Here is a 23,006-nt window from a genome sequence, read left to right as displayed (position 1 = left end):
CATGGATCGGAGTATGGGCAGTTGAGGCGGTTGCTGGAACTGAAGAGCCGCAACGCCGTGCTGGTCGCCGCCTCCGCGATGTTCATGGCACAGCTGGATGGCGCGGTGCTGGTGATCGCCCTGCCCCGGATCGCCCGCGATTTTCACGTGCCGGTGATATCGTTGAGCCTCTCCATTACCATCTATCTTACCATGCTGGTGGCGATGCTGCCGATCAGCGGCTGGTGCGCGGACCGGTTCGGCGCAAAGCGTGTGTTCATGGCCGCGACGCTGGGTTTTGCGTTTTTCTCATTGTGCTGCGCCTTGTCGACCGGCCTTTGCAGCTTCGTGCTGGCACGCGCGCTGCAAGGGGCGGCGGCGGCGCTGTTCGCGCCGGTTGGTCGCCTGATTCTGCTCCGCCAGACGCCAAAACACGAACTGGTCGACGCGCTGGCGATTACCGCCATGCCCATGTTGATCGCGCCCACGCTGGGGCCATCGCTGGGCGGGTTCATCGTCCAATATGCGCGATGGGAGTATATCTTCCTGCTCAACTTGCCCATATCGGTGCTGCTGTTTCTGGCCACGCGCGCGACTATCCCGCGCATGGAGCCGGAGGCGCCGCGCAAGCTCGATATCGTCGGCGCGATTCTGGTCAGCGGAGCGCTGACCGCGGTCCTGACCGGAATCGACCGGCTGGTCATCGGCTTCGACGCCCTGCTGCCATGGGGGCTGATTCTGGGCGGACTGGTGCTGGCCGGCGCGGCCTGGCGCCATCTTGAATCGCACCCCAGCCCGATCCTGACATTCGGCGCCATGCGGAATCCCGGCTTCCGCACCGCGGCGATCGGCGCCGGCGCGGTGGTGCGCCTGCCGGCCCGCGCAATGTTGCTGGGCCTGCCGCTGATGCTGCAGCTCGGTTTCGGCTTCAGCCCTTTGTGGGCGGGGGTGATGCTGATCGCCCTCAACGGCGGCGATCTTGTCACAAAGCCCCTGATAAAACCGGCATTTGATCGTTATGGCTATCGACAGACCACGATCGCTGGCAGCCTTACGGGGCTTGCCGCCCTGGCTTTTATAGCGCTCGCCCGCCCCGGCACGCTGCTGGCCCCGCTGCTGCTCGCCGCGCTGACCGTGTGTGGCATGGCCCGCTCCCTGACCTTTACGGCCATGACGTCGCTGTCTTTCTCATCGCTGACCGCATCGACCATGACATCGGGCAACATCATCGCCAGCATATCGATGCAGATTTTCAACGCTCTGGGCGTTTCGATCACGGCGGTGATCCTGAGTCTGCTGGCAAAACTGGGCGGCCGCGCCGAACCGGCCATGATCGACTATCGCCATGCCATGCTGGTGATCGTGCTGATCGGGCTGGCGGCCACCATCCGCTTGCGCAACCAGATACCCGAAGACCTCGCGCCCGCACGCCCAAGGGTGCGTGAAGACCCGGAGGAAGCGCGAGAACGAGCGCGAGGAGACCTCGATTGACCGTCATAGATGCCCATTGCCACGCCTCGCCGCTGTGGTTCGAGCCGGTGGAAACGCTCCTGTTCCAGATGGATCGCTGCGGCGTGCACAAGGCGGTGCTTACCCAGATCCTGGGGCAGTTCGACAATGCCTATCAGGAACAATGCGTGGCCAGGCTCCCGGACCGGTTGGCGCATGTCGGTGCCGTACAGGCGGCGGCGGCCGACGCGGTCCAAAAGGTCACCGCCCTTACCCGGCGGGGCATGGCCGGGCTCCGGCTCCGCCCGGATGCCCGAAGCCCCGGAGATGACCCATTGGCGATCTGGCGCGCCGCTGCCGATGGCGGTCTGGCAATCAGTTGCGGCGGCCCCGCCGCCAGCATCGTCAGCGGCGAGTTTGCCGCCATCGTCCGCGAATTTGCGACCATGCCCTTCGTGATCGAACATCTTGGCGGCTGGACCCGACCGGACTGCGATCACAGCCCACAGGTCTGGCAAGGCATTCTGGCTCTGGCCGATTATCCCAACGTGATCCTCAAAATCCCGGCGCTGGGGCAACTGGCCCCGCGCGCGGTGGGGCAGCCTCTGCCCGCGCACGCACCGGTGCTCGATGCGGCCAAGGGCGCGATCCTGATCGAAGCGCTCGACGCGTTCGGGGCGGAAAGGCTGATGTGGGGCAGCGATTTCCCGGTCGTGGCCTCGCGCGAGGGCTATGCCAACGCGCTGGACTGGACCCGCATGCTGTTCGCGGAGCGCAGTTCCGAAGAGCGCGAGGCGATCTTTGGCGGCACTGCGGAGCGGATCTTCTTTGCACGTGACGCTTGAATGAATCACACAATCGTTATACAAAACGATATATTCTATGATCGGAGTGGTTCAGATGGCCGACGCCAAGGAAACGATAATCTGCATCTCGGCGAACGGTAAAACCACTTCGTCCAGCACGCTGGCCGCCCGCCGGATGCTGGTGGCAACGGCCGAGGGTGTGCTCGACTTCCGCCGCGACGGACCGGGATCTCCATGGCACCTGCAAGACGATGTGCTTCTGGCCGGCCAGCATGTCAGCGCCCTGGTTTTCGACGAGAAAAGCGGATTGCTGTTCGCCGCCCTGCATTTCGAGGGCGGGTTGCAGGTCAGCGCGGATGGCGGGAAAACCTGGGAAGCGCGCAACAACGGGCTACAATCGGGCCATGCCTATTCGCTGCTGGTGCAGCATGTCGGCGACCAGATCATTCTCAATCTCGGCACCGAACCGGTGATGTTCTACCGCAGCTTCGATCTCGGCAAGAGCTGGACCGCCTATCCCGAATGCACGCAGGTGGAAGGCACCGAACACTGGTTTTTCCCGCGATCAGCGCCGCATATCAAGCATATCGCCTCTCCGGCCGGCCATCCGGACACGCTCTATATCTGCATCGAACAGGGCGATCTGCTGCGCAGCGAAGATGGAGGCGAAAGCTGGACCTCGATCAATTCGATGGAGCAGCCGGACGACAAGTTCCGCCGCGATCAGCACCGCGTCACCTTTTTCCGGGACAGTGCCGACGAGATATTCCTGACCACCGGCATCGGCGCCTATCACACGACGGATGCGGGCAAGACCTGGCAGCGGTTGACGGACACGTCGCATCCCTGCGCCTATCCCGATCCGTTTTTCGTGCATCCCGCCAAGGACGTGCTGTTCATGGTCGGCGCCGGTATGAACCCGAACCCCAACTGGGGCGCCCAGGGCACGGCATATCCGAAATTCATGAAAAGCACCGATCACGGCAAGACCTGGGTGAACGCGATGGCCGGCATGGCCGATCCCATCGCCGGCAATCTGGAAGTGGCGGCGATGCACGATTCCGCCGAAGGCGGACTGGAACTCTACACCGGCTCTGCCTGTGGCGAACTTTATGCCAGCTACGACGAGGCCGGCAGCTGGGCACTGGTGTCGAATACCCTGCCCGCCATGTCGAAAGGCCCGCATTTCCGGCATTTCCTCCCGCCCGAAAAGCGCGAAGCCTATGAAGAGAAATTGAAGGCCATGAACGCCTTCGCGTGATCCGCCGACGATGCACAGGGACCAGAACCTGGACGCGATCGTCATCGCGACGGCACAGCTGAAAAGGCACTATTCATGACAAACCGGGCAATCCGCGCGGCGCAGCCTGTGGTGGCCGCCGCCCTATGATCGACAGCCACGCGCACCTTATTTCGGGCGATACGGCGCGATACCCTCCTTCGCCGCCCAGCGGCGTGATCAACGACGCGGATTTCGAAGATCCGATGACCATCGAGCGTCTCGCCGGCGAGATGGACGCGGCCGGCGTCGACAAGGCCGTGCTGGTGCAACGCGGATCGATCTACGGCTTTGACAGCAGCTATGTCTGCGATAGCGCCGCACGTTTCCCGGATCGGTTTGCCGCGGTCTGCTCGATCGATGCCAGCCAGCCCGATGCCGCCGAACAGGTGTATTATTGGGTGCGCGACCGGGGCGCGGTGGGTATTCGGCTGATGGAACTGGTCAAGGGTAGCGGCCTTGGCTGGCTGGATGCCGCTACCGGCCGCGATGCCTGCGCCGCGGCGCGCGATCTTGGCGTGCCGGTATGCGTGCATTTGTTCCCTTGGAATCGCGTGGAGGGGCTGGCCGGGATTGCCGCGCTCTTGACCGACCTGCCCGGCCTGACCGTGGTGATCGATCATCTGGGAGCGATCGACTGCAATACCACTCCGCCTGATTATGGCGTGGACGAACTGATGGCCAGCATCGCCCGATTCAGCGGCGCGTACGTGAAATTCACCACCATTCCGCTGGGCCGGCTGGAACAGACCGGGATAGACGCGAAGCCGATCATCCGGCGGGTGATGGACCTGTTCGGCGCAAGCCGGATGATGTGGGGTTCCGATATCACCCAGTCCGCGGGCACTTATGCCTACATGACCGCGCTGGCGCATGCGTCGGTTGCGGGGCTTTCATCGGCCGAACAGGACAGTCTGCTGGGCGGCACCGCCGGCCAGCTCTATGGGCGCAACTGGTCGGCCGGCCTCGGTAGCCCCGGATTCCCGCCCGTTTCACCGAAGGTCGAGCCAAGATGACAGCAACAGTGCGCGCCGCCGTCAAAACCGGCATCGAGAACACGGAAATTCTGGAATTTCCCGTTCCCCGCGTCGGAGATAACGACGGACTGTTGCGGGTGGAGGCATCGGGTGTGGGCGGCAGCGACCCCGAAATGTACCGCCGGGAAAACACCGCGCCCTGTGTCATGGGCCACGAAGTTGTGGGCACCGTCTCCGAAGTGGGCGCCGCCGCCGCCACGCGCTGGGGCGTGAAACCCGGCGACCGCATTGCCCTGCACGAATATCTCCCCTGCTGGCACTGCCACTGGTGCCGCCAAGGGGATTTCCGGCTGTGCATGGAAGCCGATTTCTTCAACGTGAAGGACCGGTTCAATACCTTGCGCTATGGCACCTGCAATGCCGACATCGCACCGCATCTCTGGGGTGGCTTTGCCGAGCACATGTATCTTGCCCCCAACGCGGTCATCCACCGGATTCCCCCGCAGATGTCCGCGCGGCACGCCACCATGGCCGTGCCGTTGGGCAATGGCGTGCAATGGGCGGTGTTCGATGGCGGGGCGGGGATCGGCAAGACCGTGCTGGTCTTCGGACCGGGCCAGCAGGGCCTGAGCTGCGCCTTGGCGGCCAAGGTGGCGGGGGCCATGACGGTGATCATCGCCGGCATGTCGCGCGACCGGGCGCGGCTCGATCTGGCGCTGGAGCTGGGCGCGGATATTTCGGTGGATGTCGAACAGGAAGACCTGGCGGGGATCGTCATGCGGGCCACCGGCGGTGCCGGAGTGGATGTGGTGGTGGACACCACCGGCGATCCAGACGGGCGCATCGCCGAACAAGCCGTATCGCTTGCCGCGAAGGGCGCCTGGCTCAGCCTGAACGGGTTGGGGGCATCGGTGCCGCTCGGCGAGGTCAAGAAGCGCTATCTGACGGTTCGCGCGCCGCGTGGCCACAGCTATCGCGCCGTGCAAACCGCGCTTGATATCGTGGCAAGCGGGCGCTGGCCGATCGAAAAGCTGTGCAGCCATGATTTCCCGCTGACGCAGGTGCACGATGCCATTCTCGCAACCGCCGGACGCGGAACGGAGGGGGCCATCCATGTCACGGTGAGCCCGCACCGCGAAGGGTGAACGAAGCCGCGAGCACGGCCGGCGGACAAAGGTGGCGCAGCGGGCTGCATGATCCGTCTCGCGTTGCGCGCCGCGGCCGCCTAAGGTGTCGCTTGGCCTGCTTTTGGATTTTGAACTGGATGGCGGATTGATGCTGAGCGACGAATTGAACGGATCCTTGCCAACCGCTGTTGCCGACGAACTTCGCGCCTTGATCGTGCGCGGTACCTTGCTGCCCGGCGAACATCTCGGCCAAAGCCAGCTGGCCGACCGTTTCGGCCGCAGCAAGGTTCCCATCCGCGAAGCGCTCAAGCTGCTCGCGACCGAGGGCTTCCTGCTGCACGATCAAAATCGCGGATATTTCGTCGCGCCGCTGGAACTGGAAGAAGCGCGCCAGCTCTACAAGCTGCGCCGCTGGCTCGAAACACAACTGCTCACGACGGCGGAATGGCCGGATGCGGCCAAGATCGCGGAATTGCGCGCACAGTTTGACCGGGTGGACGCGCTTGACCAGGTCCGCGATTTCAATGAGTGGGCCAAGGCGCTGGAAAACATGCGTTATGCGCTGTTCGATCTATCGCCCCAGAAGGTGCTTTTGCGCGAAGCCACCCGTCTGTGGCGCCTGACCGATCGCTATCGCGCGCTCATGCCGCGCACCTTCGGCGAAAGCCCCGAACGCAAATTGATCGATGCGCTGGCCGCCCGCGATCGCGCGGCGCTGATTGCGGACTATCTCGCCACGCGGGCATCGATCGAGGCGGCACTGGAGCTGGTGTTCCAGTCCGACGAATAGTGCCGGGCGGCGCGCCTGCGGGCAGGCGCTATTCCCCCCGGCGCGTTTGCAGCGAATGGTACTTGAACTGGCGGCGGGCTTCGTCCAGCCGCATTCCGCCGCGACATGCCGCACGGATACGCTCTTCGGCGGCGGAAATCTCTTCCGCGGCATCCAGCACGGCGTCTTCGTGCGCTTGTGGCAGGACCAGCACCCCATCCGCATCGCCGCGCATGATATCGCCCGGCGCCACCCGCGCGCCGCCGATATTGACCACGCATTCCATCTGTTCCACCTGCACCCGGTCCTTGCCCGTCCGCATCCAGTGGCCTTTGCTGAACACCGGGTAGCCGAGCGTGCGGCACAGCGCGACATCGCGGCTGATCCCGTCGATCACGGTGGCGGCGATCCCGCGCCGGTGCGCAATCTCGGTCAGGATATCGCCCCAGATGGTGGCATCTTCCCGGCCGCCATTGTCGATCACCACCACGCTGCCGGCAGGGATATCGTCAATATAGTCGCCAACGGTTCCCGGCGGGTTCGCCGCCGGCCCGCACCGCATGGTATAGGCGCGCCCGGCCATCTCGAACGAGGGATCACGACCGGAAATCCGATAGCACTGGCCCACGATACCCAGCCGGTCGAGCGCGTCTGACAATGTGGCCGTGTCAAGCGCGAGAGCCCGTGCGACGTTGCGATCCTCTGCCATGTCAGACCTTTTTCAGCATGTTTTCGTAATTGCCGGCCAGCACATCGCTCATCCGCGTGCCGCGCTCGATTTCCGCGATCATGCCCGCTTCGCGCCGGCATATATCCTCCGCCGCTTCCAGCACGGCGTCCAGGTTTGCCGGCTGGATGACGATCACCGCGCTGCCATCGGCGACAATATAATCGCCGGGAGCCACCACCACAGCGCCGATTTCAACGGGCACGTTGGTGCCCTTTTCCACCACGCGCGATCGCGCGGTGTAGCAGGTCAACTGGTTGGTGAAGATGGGAAAACCCAGGTCGCGCGCCTCGTCGATATCGCGCACCGGTCCGTCGGCGATCACCGCCCGCACACCCGCCTTCTGCGCACCGCGCGTCAGCAACCCGCCCCAGCAACCCGCTTCCACCCCGGTGCGCTGTTCCACGACGATGATCGAATGCACGTCCGATGCCTCGATCGCGGTGGTGCCAAGGTGGCGCGGGGGGCCTGGAGGCGGATCGCCCACGCCCAGCTTCATGGTAACGGCAACGCCCGCAATGCGCCCGTCGCCGGCTTCGCGCCGCAGCCCGGTTACCTGTCCGGACAATCCCAGCCGGTCCAGCGCGTCCGAAAGCGCGCACGTGTCTATCGCCTGCAGCCGCCGCAAGGCTTCGGCAACGCTGCTCATGCGGCGGGCACCTCAAGCCGGAACAGACGGGTGGCGTTGCCGAACATGATCCCGTCCTTTTCCGCATCGCTCAGCCAATCGAAGCCGGTGATGAACGGGGCAATGTCATCCAGCGTCCGCCCGGTGTGCGGGTCAACCGCGGAGCCGACGCCGGGGCATTCGGCCCCGAACAGGCAGCGATCGGCGCCCACGGTCTTGATCAGCAGCCGCAGCGCCTCTTCGGAGTAAAGCACCGTATCGTAATAGATATTGCGCATCTTCTCGACGAAATCCTCGCCCCGGCGGATCGCCGACGCACGGAAGCGGCCAATATGATAGGGGATCGCGCCGCCGCCATGGCTGCACACGATCTTCAGCTCGGGAAAATCCCGGAACACGTCGCTTTCGATCAGCCCGTAAACCGCCATGGTTTCTTCCAGCAGGAAGTTGAGCGTGTAGGGCGCGCGGGCTGAGCGCGATCCGGCCGAGTGGATATGCGCGGGCACATCCAGTTCGCACAGCTTTTCATAGAGCGGATACCAGTAGCGATCGCCCATCGGCGGCGGCTCGATCCCCGAATTTTCGTATGGGTCGGGGTTGAGCAGGCAGCCCTTGAAGCCCAGCCGCTTAACGCAGCGCTCCAGTTCCGGCAGCACGTTCTCGATCGGCTCGCCCGCCACTTGCGGCAGGCCGCAGATGGGCGCGAAGCGGTTGGGCAGCAACTGGCATTGCCGCGCAATGATATCGTTGGTGGCTTCGGTGAACCAATGCACCAGGAATCCCGGCTTTTCCGAATGCATCATCTGGAAGGGGCGCGGGCTGAGCAGTTGATAGTTGGTGCCGACACGGTCCAGCATGTCCAGATGGCCGCAGGGGGCCATTTCCTTCTTGTTGGTGTGCGACAGGATTTCCTCATCCGTCAGATCGGGGAAGCGCTTGCCATGTTCGCCGCGATGCGAAAGCAGCAGCGACTTGTAGACCCACAGTTCGGCGGGCGCGCTGACGTGCCCATGGCAATCGACAATCATGAAGCAAGCCCTCTCCCGCGCGATTCCGCCGCTTGATCTGTTGAGAATACAATTTCGTATACCTATCTAGGTTCAATGGTCAACCCTTCGCAATCGCGCGCCGCATGGCGCGGTGTAATCCGATCCTGACCTTAGCCATTCCTGTGGATCGCTTTGGAGGCGCGGGCAAAATGCCTACATTTTTGCTGAACACACCGCTAAAGCAGATGCCACGCCGCCGCCGCTGGCCCTGCGTGGATTGACGGGCCATGGCAAAGCGACCGAAGGAATGTGAATGGACGAGATTTCAAAATCCGGACGCGGTGTTCCCGCCAAGATCGCCGGGGAATTGCGATCCCTGATCGCGCGGGGAACCATGGCGCCGGGGATGCGCCTGGGGCAGACCGAACTGGCCGAACAGTTCAATGCCAGCCGGGTGCCGGTGCGCGAAGCGCTCAAGCTGCTGAGCTCGGAAGGAATTATTGAGCACGATCCCAATCGGGGCTTTTTCGTCACCCGCCTGTCGCGGGACGAGGCGGAACAACTGTTCACGTTGCGGCACCTTGTCGAAGACGAACTGCTGAAGACGGTGGAATGGCCCGATGCGGAACTGCTCGACGCCTTGTCGAAGCGCGCGGAACGGCTGGAGGAACTGCTCGACCAGGGTGACCGCTCCAACTGGTGGAACGCGCACCACGATTTTCACATGGAGATCTTCAACCTCTCGCCCAAGAAAACCATCGTGCGCGAAGCCATGCGTCTGTGGGCGCTGACCGACCGCTATCGGGCCTTGTTGCCGCTACCCCGCCGCGCCAGCGAGGAGCGCAAGGTGGTCAACAAGCACGAGCTGGTCGAAGCGCTGAAGGAACAGGACCGCGCCAATCTGCTGGCGGTCCGCCGCAACCGGCGCGAATCCTTCGAACGGCTGCTGCTGGAGACGCTGGAGGCGCGGGGCCTGTAAGCTCACCCCTGCGCCGCGCCGGGCGATGACGGAGCGGGGCGGCCACGGATGATGTCGGCCGCCTTTTCGGCAATCATGATAACCGGCGCATTGGTGTTGCCGCCGATCACGCGCGGCATCACCGATGCATCCACCACGCGCAGCCCCTCGATCCCGCGAACCCGCAACCGCGGGTCGACCACGGCATCCTCGCCCTGCCCCATCGCGCAGCTACCCGATGCGTGATGGGCAAGGATGCTGGTCTTGCGGTTGTAGGCATCGATCTCGCGGTCCGATGCGATGCCCGCGCCCGGCATCAGCTCCTCTCCGATCATGTTGCCCAGCGGATGGGCCGAGAAGAAAGCGCGCATCTTGCGCACCGCGCGGCGCATCGTCTCGAGATCGCGCTGGTCCTGGTACATGTTGATGCGGATTTCGGGGGGATCGGCCGCATCGGAAGACCGCAGCCGCACGGAACCTCTGCTCTCCGGCCGTAACAACACGCAAAAGGCGGTCATCGCGTGGCCGGCGCCCTTGCGTATGCCGGGAAACCATACCCGGCCGTCCAGACGGGTGGGATAGATGTTGGCCTTGATGTCGGGCCGATCCAGACCATCGCGGGTGCGAATGAACCCGAAGCTCGTCACCGGCAACTGGGCCGCCGCCCGATCCAGACCCAGCGCGTATTTCATCATGGTCGCGGCAAGGCGATCGAACCGGAGTGCGTTTTCAAATCCGACGGGCTGGTTCAACGCATAGCCCACCCCGCAGAGCGGATGCTCCTGAAGATTGCGGCCAACGCCAGGCAGATCGACCGCGACAGCGATGCCATGGGCGCGCAGGTCCTGCGCCGGACCGATTCCGGAAAGCAGCAGCAGCTTCGGCGAATTGTAGGCGCCAGCTGACAGAATCACTTCCCGCCCCGCCCGGATGATGCGTCTGCCGGCCCCGTCCGCCACTTCCACGCCGGTGGCGCGGCCGTTCTCGAGGATGACGCGCGTCACCAGCCCGCCCGTCAGCACCGTCACATTGGCGCGCCGCATCGCGGGAGCCAGATATTGCGAGGCCGCGCTGGCGCGCTTGCCTCGGTGCACTGTCACTTCAGGCGGCGCGAAGCCCTCGCCCGCGCCTGGCCCGTGCTGATCGTCGAGTACGGGATAGCCCAGGTTCCGCGCGGTCTGCAGCGTGGCATCGGTGATCGGCCCGGCAACATCGACAGGATTGACGCTGAGCGGCCCATCGCCCCCGTGGTAGGCGCTGGCGCCGCGCCAACTCCTTTCCGAGCGGATGAAATAGGGCAACACCCCGTCCCATCCCCATCCGGCAGCGCCGAGCGCCGCCCATTCGTCATAATCAGCCGGATGCCCGCGTGAATAGACCATGCCGTTGATCGCTGAAGTGCCCCCGAGACACTTGCCGCGTGGCAGCCACAGCCTGCGCCCGTCCAGCGCGGGTTCCGGCTCGCTCCAGTAGTTCCACGAAAGCCGCTTCACGTATTGAAGCTGCATGAAGGCAAACGGAACCTTGATCAGCGGGTGGCGCCCCTTCCCGCCCGCTTCGATCAGGATGACACTGGCATCGGAGCTTTCCGACAAGCGATTTGCCAGGACGCATCCCGCCGAACCCGCCCCAACGATAACATAGTCCGCCTGTTCAACGCGCGTCATTGCCGGCCCTCCCGAAATTGTGATACTTGATTGTATTACAATTTCAAATATCGTGTTAGCGGGCGAGAGGGCAGACGCTTTGGATGCACAACGGTTTTACATCGGCGGGGAGTGGGTAGAGTCCTGCGGCGAGGGCCGGGTGACCGTGCTTTGCCCAGCAGACCTTACACCGATAGGCCAGGCCGCCATGGGCACGATCGAGGATGCGGATCGTGCTGTCCGCGCGGCAAGTGCTGCGTTTGATGTCTGGCAGTCCAGCAACGTGGCGGATCGGCTGGAACTGATCCGGCGAATGCGCGCGGCATTCGCAAAGGCGGCGCCCGGGATCGCCGACCACCTTGTGCGCGAAATCGGACTCACGCCGATGGTGGCGCAGGGGCAGACCGCCATGTGCCTTTCGCATTTCGACAGCATTATCGATTTGCTGCCGGGCTATCGTTTTTCGGAAGCGCTGGGCGACAGGATAGAGCTGGTCCGGGAACCGGTGGGCGTCGTGGCGGCCATCACCAGCTGGAATGCGCCTGTCAGCCAGATGCTGTGCAAGGCCGTTCCCGCCATTGCCGCCGGCTGCACGGTCGTGGTCAAGCCCAGCGAACACGCTCCACTGTGCGGTTTGCTGCTGGCGGAAGCCATGGCCGAAGCCGACATCCCCGCCGGCGTGTTCAATCTGATCAACGGACGCGGTGTCGATTGCGGCCGCAGGCTGGCCGAACACCCGGATGTCGCCATGATATCGATGACCGGTTCGGTGGCCGGGGGTGGCGCCATGGCCGCGGCCGCCGCGGCGGGCATCAAGCGCATCCACCAGGAACTCGGTGGGAAATCGCCGAATGTGATCCTGCCCGACGCCGATTTTGCAGAGTCGATCACCAAGGGCGTGCATATCTGCATGATGAACGCCGGGCAGACCTGCGCGGCGCCGACCCGGCTGATCGTACCCGCAGATCGTTTTGACGAAGCCGCCGCGATCGCGGTTGCGGCGGCACAGAAACTGGTGGTCGGCCCGCCCGACCAACCCGGGGTGACCTATGGGCCGCTGGCCAACAAAGCGCAGTTCGAGCGGGTCAATGCCACTATCGAGCGGGCCATCGCGGAAGGCCAGCCCTTGCTGACGGGAGGCCCCGGGCGCCCCTCGCATGTGGACAACGGCTATTTCGTGCGGCCGACCATCTTCGGCCCGGTCGCGCCCGATGCCCGGATCGCGCAAGAGGAAATCTTCGGGCCGGTGCTCTGCATCCTGTGCTATTCCGATATCGACGATGCGATCCGTATCGCGAACAGCACGGATTTCGGACTTTCCGCCTATGTCGAAACGCCGGACCCGGTGCTGGCGCGGCGTGTCGCCGGGGCCATCCGCGCCGGATGGGTGAACATCAACTACCCTCCATGGACCGGGGCCGCGCCGTTCGGCGGCTATCGCCGCTCGGGCAACGGCCGGCAATACGGCGTCTGGGGCTTCGAGGAATTCCTGGAGACAAAGGCGATCGTCCATTGAACAGCGATGCCCCGCGCCCATCTCCGCGCGCCATCGCCTCCTTGCTGGTCCTGTCCTGCATCGTCGGGCTCAACACTGTTGATCGCAACATGCTGGGGCTGCTGCTGCCGCAGATCCAGCAGGAGATCCACATCTCGGATATGATGCTGGGCGTGCTGATGGGGCCGGCCTTCATGATCGTCTATTCGGTGTGCAGCCTGCCGATTGCCTGGCTGGCCGACAGGACAAGCCGCCGTGGCATCATTGTCTGCGGTCTGACGTTCTGGAGCCTCGTTACCGCAGCGACCGGCTTTGCCCAGAACCTCGTCCAGCTCCTGGCCGCGCGAATCGGGCTGGGTATGGGCGAGGCAAGCAATATGGCGCCGGCCTCTGCCCTGATCGGCGACACGTTCGGCGGCCGATACCGGGTGCTGGCCATGGCGGTCTTTGCCGCGGGCGGTCCTGTCGCCATCATGATCTGCTATCCGATCATCGGCAGGATCACCGCAGAACAGGGCTGGCGCGCGGCTTACGCGTTCATGGGGTTGGCAGGGCTGGGCGTCGCCACGCTGACGTTGCTGATCGTGCGCGAAAGCCGGGTTGATCCGGCGCACGGGAAGGCCGGAACGCCGGTCGCGACGCAAGCCGCATCGGGCATCTGGCGCGCCACCCGGCAGGTGGCCGGCACACCCGGCTTTGCCCTGCTATGCCTTGCCAGCGTCATGGTCAGCGTGAATTTCGGCGCGATGCTGGCTTGGTTACCCAGCTTCATGGTCCGCCTGCGGGGGCTCGATACAGCGACAACCGGCGCCTTGCTGGGCACCTACAAGGGCCTCGTCGGCGTTGCCGGCAGCATAGCCGGAGGACTGATCGTGACGGGGCTTATGCGCTTTGACCAGCGCTGGCTCGCCTGGGCGCCGATGCTGTTCTGCCTTGGCATCATACCCGCCGAACTGATGCTGCTGTTCGCCGATGCGCCGAGCTGGTGGCATATCGGTCTGGCCGCCGACACGCTGCTGATGAGCGCTATAACGCCCTGCCTGTTCGCGCTGCTGCTCAGCCTGCTGGACAGCGGGCTGCGCGCCACCGGCGTCGCGCTCTACCTGCTGATCTTCAATCTGGTGGGCCAAAGCATCGGTCCGCTGGCCGTGGGGATGATAAACGATCAGCTTTCGGCCGCATGGGGAACGGCCGCCCTTCGGTCCTCCTTGCTGATTGCCCCCCTGAGCGCGGCGGCGGGTGCCGCCCTGTTGCTTGCGCTCGCCGCTCGCCTCGACACATCGCAGGCTGCACCCGGGTAACGTGCTGCCCGTCAGCGGCGATCTATCAGATCGTCGCCATCGCCCTCGCGGAGGAAGCGGAAGCTCAACGCCGAAAGCACCAGCATCACCGCCAGCGCTATCAGCGGCATGGAAAAGCTGCCGCGCGGAATGGTAGCCCCTGCGCGCGTGTGGCCAAGCATGATCGCGCAGAGGCTGATGCCGGCGGCCATCGCCAGGCGCTGCGCCACCGCCGCCAACGATGTTGCCCGGCCCAGTTCCGTCGCCGGAATGCCCGAAAAGTTCAGCGCCCCCAGAAGGGAAAGCTGGATCGCCTGCAACATCCCGAAGCCGAATAGAAACGCTCCCAGCAACCACAGCGAGATGCCCTCACGCATCGGCAGGAACAGCAACAGCATCGCGGCCAGCGCGATGCTGTTGCCGATCAGGAGCAGCCGGAGGCCAAGGCGTCGCCGCAGCGGATCAAGCACCAGCCGCAGCGCGATCTGCCCGATTGCCAGCGCTGCCATCAGATACCCGGCCTCAATCGGCGACGCGCCCAGCCCCAGTTGAAAATACAGCGGAAAGAGAAACATCGTCGCGCCAAGGACGATGCGGGACCAGGCACCACCCAGCACCGCGACGGCAAAGGTGCGATAGCGCATCAGGCGGAAATCAAGGATGGGGTCCGGCCGGCCGGCATGCCGCCAATAGGCCGCCATGGCGACCAGTGCCACGGCAACGCCCAGTTGCGCGACACCGGTGAAGGCGCCCTTCTCTGCAATCGCCTCAAGGCTGGTCTGGAAGGCCACCAGCGCCAGTGCCACCAAGGCGAAGCCCCACCAGTCGAACCGCGGCGTTTGCGAGGCGGGCATCCGATCCAGGAACCGCATCGCCAGCGCCATGCCGCCCAAGGCCAGCGGGAGATTCGCGAAGAATATCCATCGCCAGTCCAGATAGCTGGTGATCCAGCCCCCCACCACCGGCCCCAGCAATGGCCCCATCAGGCCGGGCACGATCATGTAACTCATCGCCTGAACCAACTGGTCACGCGGGAAGCTGCGGGCCAGGATGAGCCGCCCCACCGGGGTCATCATCGCGCCGCCCATCCCCTGAATGAACCGTCCGGTCACAAGCTGGGCCAGGTTGGCGCTGAAGCCGCAAACGGCCGTGCCAAGGGCAAACACCATGATGGCAAGGACGAACACTCGCCTTGCTTCAAAGCGGTCGGCCAGCCAGCCGCTGGCCGCCATCCACATCGACACGCTGATGAGATAGGCGGTCAACGTAACGCCGATAGTCGTTGCCGGCACATTCATCGCATGGGCAATCTGCGGCAGCGAGGTCGCGATGATCGTCGCGTCGAGCCCTTCCATGAAGAAGCACGCCCCAACGGTAAGCGGGATGGCCCGCGAAGGCGGCGCGCTAGGTGCCGCGTTGCGGCGAACATGTGGCGAAGCGGGCCTCGGCATAGCCATCAGAATGCCGTCAACCGTGTCGCGCCACGCAAACGGTATCGCCGGGTTTCATCGATTGTCCGCATCACCGCCCGTTTCTTGGTCGACATTGTATAATGTTATCGTATACCAATTCGCAAGGCGCGCGTTCCGGTCCACTCGGCGGCGCCGCGCGCCGCGGAAAGGGACGAGGGAGCAATCACGCTATGGGCGCAGGAAGTAAGGCTGGCGCGATACTGCCGCTGGATCCGGACGTTATCTCCGGCCTGGCATCCGAAGGCGTAGCCACTGTTCATGAGGCGCAAGATCGCACCGGCTTGATGGCAAGCCATATGCGGCCCGTGTTCAGGGGAGCCCGCATCGCGGGCACTGCGTTTACCGTTACGGTGCCACCGGGCGACAACTGGATGATCCATGTTGCGCTGGAACGCGTCAGACCGGGCGATGTCCTGGTCGTAGCCCCGACCTCTCCGTGCGAGGATGGCTATTTCGGGGATCTTCTGGCGGTCGCTTCCAAGGCCCGGGGCTGCGCGGGGCTGATCATCGATGCCGGGGTACGGGATACGGCAGAGCTGGAAGCGATGAACTTCCCGGTGTGGTCCAAGGCAGTTTATGCGCAAGGCACGGTCAAGGCCACGCTTGGAACGATTGACACGCCGATCGTGTGCGCGGGTGCGTCGGTTTGCCCCGGTGATGTGGTGGTAGCGGATGATGACGGTGTGTGCATCGTCAAGCGCGATGCAGCGCGGGCGGTTCTGGACAAGGCCAGGTTGCGCACCGCCAAAGAGGCAGCCATCCGCGAGCGGCTTGCCGCCGGCGAGCTGAGCCTCGACGTCTTCAATCTCAGATCGCGGCTTGCAGATGCCGGCTGGACGGGCTGAGCCTGTCGGATAGGGTTTTTGGCGATGCGCCTGCGCTTCCAGCTTCCGTTCGAGACGGCATTACGCCGCCGGCACGGCCATGCGCAGTGGCACGCCGGTCAGCCCCTGCAAGGCATCGAGCGTGAGCCCGTCGATCATCTCTCCGACCGAGGCCCCTTCCGACCCAATACCGAACAGGCCGAACGAACGATCGATCAGCGCCTCGATCAGTTCGTCCGGCATGCCGGACGTGCCGGACCCGCCGATCATCACCGAGGCGCCATCGGCCACCGCCTCGCGCACCGAAGCCATCGATTTGTCGATCACCGCTTGTCTCGACAAGGCGGGCGCCATGGCCTCCGCAACCGTCCAGGCGCCGGCGCCTTCGTTGTCAGGCGCGTGGCGGTGAAGCCGCTTCCCAGCCACCGCCCAGAGCGCGGAACACGTCCACTTGCGCGAAGGCCACAGCGCGCTTGGCCGCTGCGAGATCGGCATCGGCGCTAGCCAGCGTGCGCTGCGCGTCGAGCAGGGTCAGGAAGTCGATCCGCCCTTCCCGCTGCCGCGCAACGCTGATCGCCGCCGCGCGCGCCGCCGCATCGCGCGCGGACGCCAGCGTCTGTTCGCGCTCCAGCGCATGGCTGTAGGACGCCAGCGCCCGTTCGGTTTCCTCCAGCGCGCGCAAAACGGTGCCATCGAACTGCGCCAGCGATGCCGCGCTATCGGCCTTGGCCGCCGCGATCCGCGCCCGCACCGGTTCCTGATTGGGGAACGACCAGTTGATCAGCGGCCCCAGCAGCCAGCGGAACGGGCCGCCGGTGAACGGGTTCGCGCTGCCCAGTGCCGTCGCGCCGATCGACCCGCCCAGCGTGATCCGGGGATAGAGGTCGGCCGTGGCAACGCCCACGCGCGCGGCATCGGCGGACAGGCGCCGCTCGGCCGCCTTGACGTCGGGCCGCCGCGCCAGCAGCGCCGCACCATCGCCCACCGGGATCGGCTGGGCCAGCGCGGGCGTGACGTTGCCGGCGCTGGCGATCTCGGACGGTAGCGCCTGCGGCGTCCGGCCGGTCAGCGTCGCCAGCCGGAACAGCGCGGCATCGCGGTCCGCCTGAAGCGCCGGGATCTGCGCCTGCTGCTGATCGCGCAGCGCGGTCACGCGGATCACGTCGAGCCGGTCAGACCGCCCCACCTCGAACCGCGCGGTGGTGATGCGGATTGACCGGTCGAGCAGCGCCACGGTCTGCTGCGCCACCGCCAGCCGCTCGGCGGAGGTGGTCACGTCGAAATAGGCGCGCACCGTGTCCGCGATCACCGCCACGCGCACGGCGGCGGCATCCGCTTCGGCCGCTTCCAGATCGCCGCGCGCGGCGGTGATCCCGCTTTTCACGCGACCGAAGAGATCGACTTCGTAGGAGACATCGAGACCGCCATCGAACGTCCAGCTTTCGCGGTCCACGCCGACGGGCGTCTGCGCGGCGGCCGAGCGGCCATAATCGGCCGAAGTGGTGACCCCGGTTTGCGGCAGCCTTTGCGAACGCGCGCCGCGCAGTTGCGCCCGCGCCCGCTCGATCCGCGCCACGGCCACGCGCACGTCGGTGTTCTGCGCAAGCGTGTCCTCGACCAGCCTATCCAGCCGGGCATCATGATACAACGTCCACCAGCGGTCCGCCGTCGCTGCCGTGCTGACGGTTGGCGAGGCGCTGCCAAGGAAAGGCCCGGCGGCCGCCTGCGGCGCGACAGGGGGCGTGTAGGCTGGCACCGTGGCGCAGGCGCTGAGCGCCGAGGCGCCCAGCAACAGGGGAAGCAATTTCCGGATCATCATCGCAGTTCCTTATTCAGCCGGCTGCGGCGCATAGGCGGCCGCGGCGCGGCGGCCACGGCCCAGGCGCTCGCCCAGGCCCCGGCAGACCACGTAGAAGGTGGGCGTGAACAGCAGGCCGAACGCGGTGACGCCGGTCATGCCGAAGAACACCGCCGTCCCCAGCGCCTGCCGCAGTTCCGCCCCTGCCCCGCTCGCTACCACCAGCGGCACCGCGCCGAGGATGAAGGCGAAGCTCGTCATCAGGATCGGGCGCAGCCGTGCGCGGGCGGCGTGGACCGCCGCTTCCACGGGCGAAAGGCCACGTTCCTCTTCCGCCTGCTTGGCGAACTCGACCACCAGGATCGCATTCTTGGCGGCCAACGCGATCAGCACGACAAGGCCGATCTGGGTCAGGATGTTGTTGTCCATGCCCCGCAGGTTCACGCCCAGCATCGCCGCGAACAGGCACATCGGCACGATCAGGATGATCGCCAGTGGCAGCGTCAGGCTTTCATACTGCGCCGCGAGCACCAGGAAGACGAAGAACACGGCCATGGCGAAGACCACGCCGGCGGTGTTCCCGGCGGTTTTCTGCTGAAAGGCGATGTCGGTCCATTCGCCGCCATAGCCGGCGGGCACGGTCGATGCGGCAAGCGCTTCCATCGTCGTCAGCGATTGCCCGGTCGAATAACCTGGCGCGGTGCTGCCGTCGATTTCGACCGCCGGCATGAGGTTGTAGCGGACCACGCGATAGGGGCCGGTCTTGTCGCGGAAGGTGGAGACCGATCCGATCGGCACCATCTGCCCGGAGTTCGAACGGGTCTTGAGGTTGGCGATGTCCGCCACCGAACCGCGATGGTCGGCATCGGCTTGCGCTGTTACGCGATAAGTCCGTCCCAGAAGGTTGAAATCGTTGACGAATGCGGAGCCGAGATAAACCTGCATCGCTTCGAACACGCGTTCGGGCGGCACGCCCAGCAGATCGGCCTTGCGCCGATCGACATCCGCGAACACGCGCGGGGTGCCGACATCGAACAGCGTATAGACCTGGCTGAGGCCGGGCGTCTGATTGGCCTTGGCGATCACGTCGCCCGCCACCTTGTTCAGCGCGTCGTAGCCCCGGCCTTCGCGATCCTGCAGCATGTAGCGATAACCGCCGGCCGCACCGATGCCCTGGATGACCGGCGGCGGCACCAGCAGGATGCGCGCCTTGTCATAGCCTTCGACGGCCTTGCCCGCCTGCTCCATGATCCCGGCATAAGTCACGCCTTGCGCGCCGCGTTCGGCAAAGCTCTTGAACGGGAAGTAGATCGCGGCGGAATTGGGCGCGGACGTCTGCGACGGGCCGTGGAACCCGGCGAACATCACCGCGCCGCGCAAGCCTTTGATCGGCAGGATCTTGGCCGCGACCTCGCGCGTCACCGCGTCGGTGCGCTCCAACGAGGCCCCGGGCGGCAGCTGCACCACCGCCAGGAAGTATCCCTGATCCTGCGCCGGAATGAAGCCGCCGGGTGTCGCCCAGAACAGGCCGATGGTGGCGACGATCAGTGCGGCATAGGTCGCCAGGACCTTCTTGCGGCGGGCCAGCAGCCAGCGCGTGAGGCGGCCATAGCGATCGGACAGGCGATCGAAGCCGGTGTTGAAGCGATCGCCGGCTTGGGCCAGCACGCGCTTCCAGCGCGATGCGGCCGGATCGTTGGCGGCAGACCCGTGCTTGGGGCGCAGCAGCAGCGCGGCGGCGGCCGGCGACAGGGTCAGCGACAGCAGCAGCGAGATCACCGTCGCGGTAGAGATCGTTACCGCGAACTGCTGGTAGAACGCGCCCGAAATGCCGGTGATGAACAGCGTCGGCACGAACACCGCGCACAGCACCAGCACGATCGCGACCAGGGCCGCCGCGACTTCGTCCATCGAGGTGCGGGCGGCCTCCAGCGGGCTCATGCCGTGCTCGATGTTGCGTTCCACGTTTTCGACCACGACGATGGCATCGTCAACGACGATGCCGATCGCCAGGACAAGCCCGAACAGCGACAGCGAATTGAGCGAGTAGCCAACGGCCGCCAGCATCGTTGCCGTCCCGATCAGCGAGACCGGGATGGCGATGATCGGGATGACCGCCGCGCGCCAGTTCTGCAGGAATACCAGGATCACGATGACGACGAGGATCACCGCTTCGAACAGCGTGTGATAGACCGCGTCGATCGACTGGCTGATGAACTCGGTGGGGTTGTAGATCACACTGTATTCCAGCCCCTTGGGGAACTGCTTGGCCAGCGTGTCCATCTCCGCCTTGACCTTGTTGGCCGCATCCAGCGCGTTGGAACCCGGGCGCTGCATCACCGCCACGACCACGGTGGGCTTGTTCGACAGGTAGGTGTTGATGCCGTAGTCCTGCGCGCCGAGTTCCACCCGCGCCACATCGCGCACGCGGACCTGATGGCCATCGGCATCGCTGCGGATGACGACGTCGGCGAACTGCTGCGGGTCGGTCAGCCGGCCCTGCATCTCCACGCCGATCTGGAAGGCTTCGCCGCGGTTGTAGGGCGGTTGCCCGATCGCGCCGGAGGAAACCTGCACGTTCTGCGCGCGCAACGCGGCCACGATCTCGCCCGCCGTCAGGTTCAGCTCGGCGGCACGGCCCGGATCGATCCAGACGCGCATGGCATAGTCGCGCGCGCCGAAGAGCTGCACGTCGCCCACGCCATCCAAGCGGGCCAGCCGGTCACGCACCTGAGTCAGCGCGTAGTTCGACAGGTAATCGCGATCGAACGTGCCATCAGGCGACTGGAGGTTGACGACCATCAGGAAGTTCGGCGTGGTCTTGCGCGTCACCACGCCCAGCCGCTGCACTTCCTCGGGCAGGCGCGGCGTCGCCACGGCAACACGGTTCTGCACGAGCACCTGCGCGGCATCGAGATCGGTGCCGATCTTGAACGTGACGGTGATCGTCACCTTGCCGTCGCCGGTCGACTGGCTGCTCATGTAGAGCATGTTGTCGACGCCGTTGATTTCCTGCTCGATCGGCGCGGCCACGGTCTGGGCAACGGTTTCGGCGGAGGCGCCGGGGTATTGCGCCGCGACAGTCACGGTCGGCGGCACGATGTCGGGATACTGGCTGACGGGCAGGCCGATGAAAGCCAGCGCGCCGACGACCGAGATGATCACCGCGATCACCGCCGCGAAGATCGGCCGGTCGATGAAGAAGCGCGAGAAACGCATGAGAGGGTAATCCTGCGAAAGGAGAAACGGGGCGCGCGGATCAGCGGGCGAACGTTGCCTGCGACGCGGCGGGCGGCGGCGAGCCTCCGGCCTGTGCGGCGGGCGTTTTCGCGGCCTGGATCGGCGCGGCGCGGGTCAGGACCTTGGCGCCGGTCGCTGCGGCCTGGATGTTCGAAACGATCACCCGGTCGGACCGGGCAAGGCCGGAGCGGATCACGCGCAGGCCATCGACCACGGGGCCGAGTTCCACCGGCTTGGCCGCCACCACGCCGTCCGCCCCGGCCACCAGCACGACCTTGCGCGCCTGATCGGACTGGATCGCCTCGTCGGGCACGAGCAGGGCATCGACTTCGCCCCCGTTCGACAGGCGCATGTTGCCGAACATCCCGGCGGTCAGGAACAGTTCCGGGTTGGACAGCACGGCGCGGCCGCGGATCGTGCCGGAGCGCGGATCGAGGCCGTTGTCGGTGAAATCGAGCCGCCCCTTCCAGCGGAAATCGCCTTCGTCCTGAAGGCGAATTTCCACCTCGCCGCCACCCTTGCCTTCGGCGCGATCGCGCTGGGTCTTGAGGAACAGCGCTTCCGAGGCATCAAAGGTGAAGTAGATCGGATCGAGCGCGTTGATAGTGGTCAGCAGCGTGGCATTGGCCGCGTCCGCCCCCGAAACCAGGTTGCCCACGTCAATCCGGCGGTCGGAAACGCGCCCGGTGATCGGCGCGCGCACTACCGTGAATTCCACGTTGAGCGCCAGCTGCCGTACCCGCGCGTCGGCGGCGGCAAGCGCGGCCTGCGCCGCCTGCAACCGGGCGCGCAGGGAATCGACTTCCGCCGCCGAAACCGCCTCGTCGCCGGTCAGGCGGCTGACGCGCCCATAATCGGCCTGTGCCAGCCGCAGCGCGCTGCGCGCGCTGGCGGCATTGGCGCGCGCTTCGGCCAGCGCGGCCAGGAAGGGACGCTGGTCGATGGTGAACAGCGGCTGCCCCTTGCGCACGATGTCGCCGTCATGAAAATGCAGCGCGACGATCTGCCCGGACACGCGCGGGCGGACTTCCACCGCCTGGCTCGGCGCGAAACGGCCCACATAATCGTCCCACAGCACCACCTTGCGCACCAGCGGCGCGGCAACGCCGACGGTGGGCTGCGGCATCACGGCGGCCTCGGCCTGAGGCCGGTCGAACGCCTTCCAGCCGGCACCACCCGCCAGCGCCAGCCCGATCGCGACCAGCGCGGCCGTCCGCCAGCGGCGGCGGGGACGGCGTTCCTTGCCGGGCGCCTCCACGGGGATGGTCGGCATTTCAGCCTGGATGCGTGAGACCATGTTCATTGCAAGACTCCGTCATTGGCAGACGCGCCCGCGCAACGCCGAATGCGCCCTGCACCGGCTTGACGGACACGAAAATGGGAACGCCGTTCGCACGGGGGCGAAGCGGACGGGGCTGCGCGGCTCGCGCCACGCAAAGGATGCAGCCGGCTCCGGCGCGTGGACGGCATGCGCACGCGCTCGCGACGCCGGAACCGGCTGCGGGAGGAGCGGAAGGGCACGCCGACCGGGGTGAGATTCGGCGGGCGTCTTCCGCAGGGGTT

19 protein-coding genes are annotated in these 23,006 nt (G+C 65.6%); 10 read left to right on the top strand and 9 right to left on the bottom strand.

The genetic code is table 11. The features are described from left to right. The first annotated feature begins 21 nt into the window (after positions 1–21). The 6 genes from NMD1_RS02540 (at position 22) to NMD1_RS02515 (ending at position 6,407) form a co-directional block, all read left to right on the top strand. Positions 22–1,470 carry an MFS transporter gene (locus NMD1_RS02540; RefSeq protein ID WP_158453867.1) on the top strand — a complete coding sequence of 483 codons (1,449 nt, stop codon included), beginning with the start codon at positions 22–24 and terminating at the stop codon, positions 1,468–1,470. Beyond that, complete coding sequence (locus NMD1_RS02535; RefSeq protein ID WP_125953489.1) at positions 1,467–2,273, top strand: amidohydrolase; 807 nt, start codon at positions 1,467–1,469, stop codon at positions 2,271–2,273. The genes NMD1_RS02540 and NMD1_RS02535 overlap by 4 nt, the downstream gene beginning before the upstream one ends. 37 nt (positions 2,274–2,310) lie before the next feature. Further along, positions 2,311–3,495 carry a glycosyl hydrolase gene (locus NMD1_RS02530; RefSeq protein WP_125953488.1) on the top strand — a complete coding sequence of 395 codons (1,185 nt, stop codon included), beginning with the start codon at positions 2,311–2,313 and terminating at the stop codon, positions 3,493–3,495. Positions 3,496–3,620: 125 nt separating this feature from the next. Next, entirely contained in the window at positions 3,621–4,529 is a 909-nt protein-coding gene (locus NMD1_RS02525) for an amidohydrolase (RefSeq protein WP_125953487.1), read from the top strand. Continuing rightward, positions 4,526–5,635: a zinc-binding dehydrogenase gene (locus tag NMD1_RS02520; RefSeq protein WP_125953486.1), complete on the top strand. Its 1,110-nt coding sequence runs from the start codon at positions 4,526–4,528 to the stop codon at positions 5,633–5,635. Before NMD1_RS02525 ends, NMD1_RS02520 begins: the two co-directional genes overlap by 4 nt. Positions 5,636–5,792: 157 nt before the next feature. After that, the gene (locus tag NMD1_RS02515) at positions 5,793–6,407 is read left to right on the top strand and encodes a GntR family transcriptional regulator (RefSeq protein WP_199558047.1); all 615 of its coding nucleotides are present in this window, start codon (positions 5,793–5,795) and stop codon (positions 6,405–6,407) included. Between the two features lie 28 nt (positions 6,408–6,435). Here the strand turns inward: NMD1_RS02515 and NMD1_RS02510 are convergent, their stop codons facing one another. Genes NMD1_RS02510 through NMD1_RS02500 form a run of 3 tightly spaced genes read right to left on the bottom strand, consistent with a single transcriptional unit; the run spans position 6,436 to position 8,769 of the window. After that, positions 6,436–7,095: an RraA family protein gene (locus NMD1_RS02510; protein WP_125953484.1), complete on the bottom strand. Its 660-nt coding sequence runs from the start codon at positions 7,093–7,095 to the stop codon at positions 6,436–6,438. Position 7,096: 1 nt separating this feature from the next. Then, positions 7,097–7,762 carry an RraA family protein gene (locus NMD1_RS02505; RefSeq protein WP_125953483.1) on the bottom strand — a complete coding sequence of 222 codons (666 nt, stop codon included), beginning with the start codon at positions 7,760–7,762 and terminating at the stop codon, positions 7,097–7,099. Further along, positions 7,759–8,769: an amidohydrolase family protein gene (locus NMD1_RS02500; protein WP_125953482.1), complete on the bottom strand. Its 1,011-nt coding sequence runs from the start codon at positions 8,767–8,769 to the stop codon at positions 7,759–7,761. The genes NMD1_RS02505 and NMD1_RS02500 overlap by 4 nt, the downstream gene beginning before the upstream one ends. A 274-nt stretch (positions 8,770–9,043) precedes the next feature. On the opposite strand from NMD1_RS02500, the gene NMD1_RS02495 reads away from it, so the two are divergent. Then, positions 9,044–9,709, top strand: coding sequence for a GntR family transcriptional regulator (locus NMD1_RS02495; protein ID WP_125953481.1), 666 nt, complete (start codon positions 9,044–9,046; stop codon positions 9,707–9,709). A 2-nt stretch (positions 9,710–9,711) separates the two neighbouring features. Here NMD1_RS02495 and NMD1_RS02490 read toward each other — a convergent pair whose 3' ends face one another. Next, on the bottom strand, positions 9,712–11,355 hold the full coding sequence (locus NMD1_RS02490; protein WP_125953480.1) for a GMC family oxidoreductase: 1,644 nt from the start codon (positions 11,353–11,355) through the stop codon (positions 9,712–9,714). A gap of 19 nt (positions 11,356–11,374) precedes the next feature. On the opposite strand from NMD1_RS02490, the gene NMD1_RS02485 reads away from it, so the two are divergent. Beyond that, positions 11,375–12,850, top strand: coding sequence for an aldehyde dehydrogenase family protein (locus NMD1_RS02485; protein ID WP_307543674.1), 1,476 nt, complete (start codon positions 11,375–11,377; stop codon positions 12,848–12,850). Further along, on the top strand, positions 12,847–14,130 hold the full coding sequence (locus NMD1_RS02480) for an MFS transporter (RefSeq protein ID WP_158453865.1): 1,284 nt from the start codon (positions 12,847–12,849) through the stop codon (positions 14,128–14,130). The genes NMD1_RS02485 and NMD1_RS02480 overlap by 4 nt, the downstream gene beginning before the upstream one ends. An 11-nt stretch (positions 14,131–14,141) precedes the next feature. Here NMD1_RS02480 and NMD1_RS02475 read toward each other — a convergent pair whose 3' ends face one another. Beyond that, positions 14,142–15,464 (bottom strand): MFS transporter, encoded by a 1,323-nt coding sequence (locus NMD1_RS02475; protein WP_158453864.1) that lies wholly within the window; start codon positions 15,462–15,464, stop codon positions 14,142–14,144. Positions 15,465–15,751: 287 nt separating this feature from the next. Here NMD1_RS02475 and NMD1_RS02470 point away from each other — a divergent pair, with 287 nt between their 5' ends. Then, the gene (locus tag NMD1_RS02470; protein ID WP_125953476.1) at positions 15,752–16,426 is read left to right on the top strand and encodes a 4-carboxy-4-hydroxy-2-oxoadipate aldolase/oxaloacetate decarboxylase; all 675 of its coding nucleotides are present in this window, start codon (positions 15,752–15,754) and stop codon (positions 16,424–16,426) included. Between the two features lie 60 nt (positions 16,427–16,486). Here the strand turns inward: NMD1_RS02470 and NMD1_RS21335 are convergent, their stop codons facing one another. From NMD1_RS21335 to NMD1_RS02450, 4 genes are all read right to left on the bottom strand, one after another. Beyond that, positions 16,487–16,732, bottom strand: coding sequence for a CoA-transferase (locus NMD1_RS21335; RefSeq protein WP_199558061.1), 246 nt, complete (start codon positions 16,730–16,732; stop codon positions 16,487–16,489). A 64-nt stretch (positions 16,733–16,796) separates the two neighbouring features. Further along, on the bottom strand, positions 16,797–18,221 hold the full coding sequence (locus NMD1_RS02460; protein WP_125953785.1) for an efflux transporter outer membrane subunit: 1,425 nt from the start codon (positions 18,219–18,221) through the stop codon (positions 16,797–16,799). A gap of 12 nt (positions 18,222–18,233) precedes the next feature. After that, positions 18,234–21,422 (bottom strand): efflux RND transporter permease subunit, encoded by a 3,189-nt coding sequence (locus NMD1_RS02455; RefSeq protein WP_125953475.1) that lies wholly within the window; start codon positions 21,420–21,422, stop codon positions 18,234–18,236. 40 nt (positions 21,423–21,462) lie between these two features. Beyond that, complete coding sequence (locus NMD1_RS02450) at positions 21,463–22,746, bottom strand: efflux RND transporter periplasmic adaptor subunit (protein ID WP_125953474.1); 1,284 nt, start codon at positions 22,744–22,746, stop codon at positions 21,463–21,465. Between the last annotated feature and the right edge of the window lie 260 nt (positions 22,747–23,006).

The organism is Novosphingobium sp. MD-1, from assembly GCF_001014975.1.
In the GTDB taxonomy this organism is placed as follows: domain Bacteria; phylum Pseudomonadota; class Alphaproteobacteria; order Sphingomonadales; family Sphingomonadaceae; genus Novosphingobium.
Note: the sequence above shows the minus strand (reverse complement) of the source record. Positions and strands in the feature narration are given on the sequence as shown.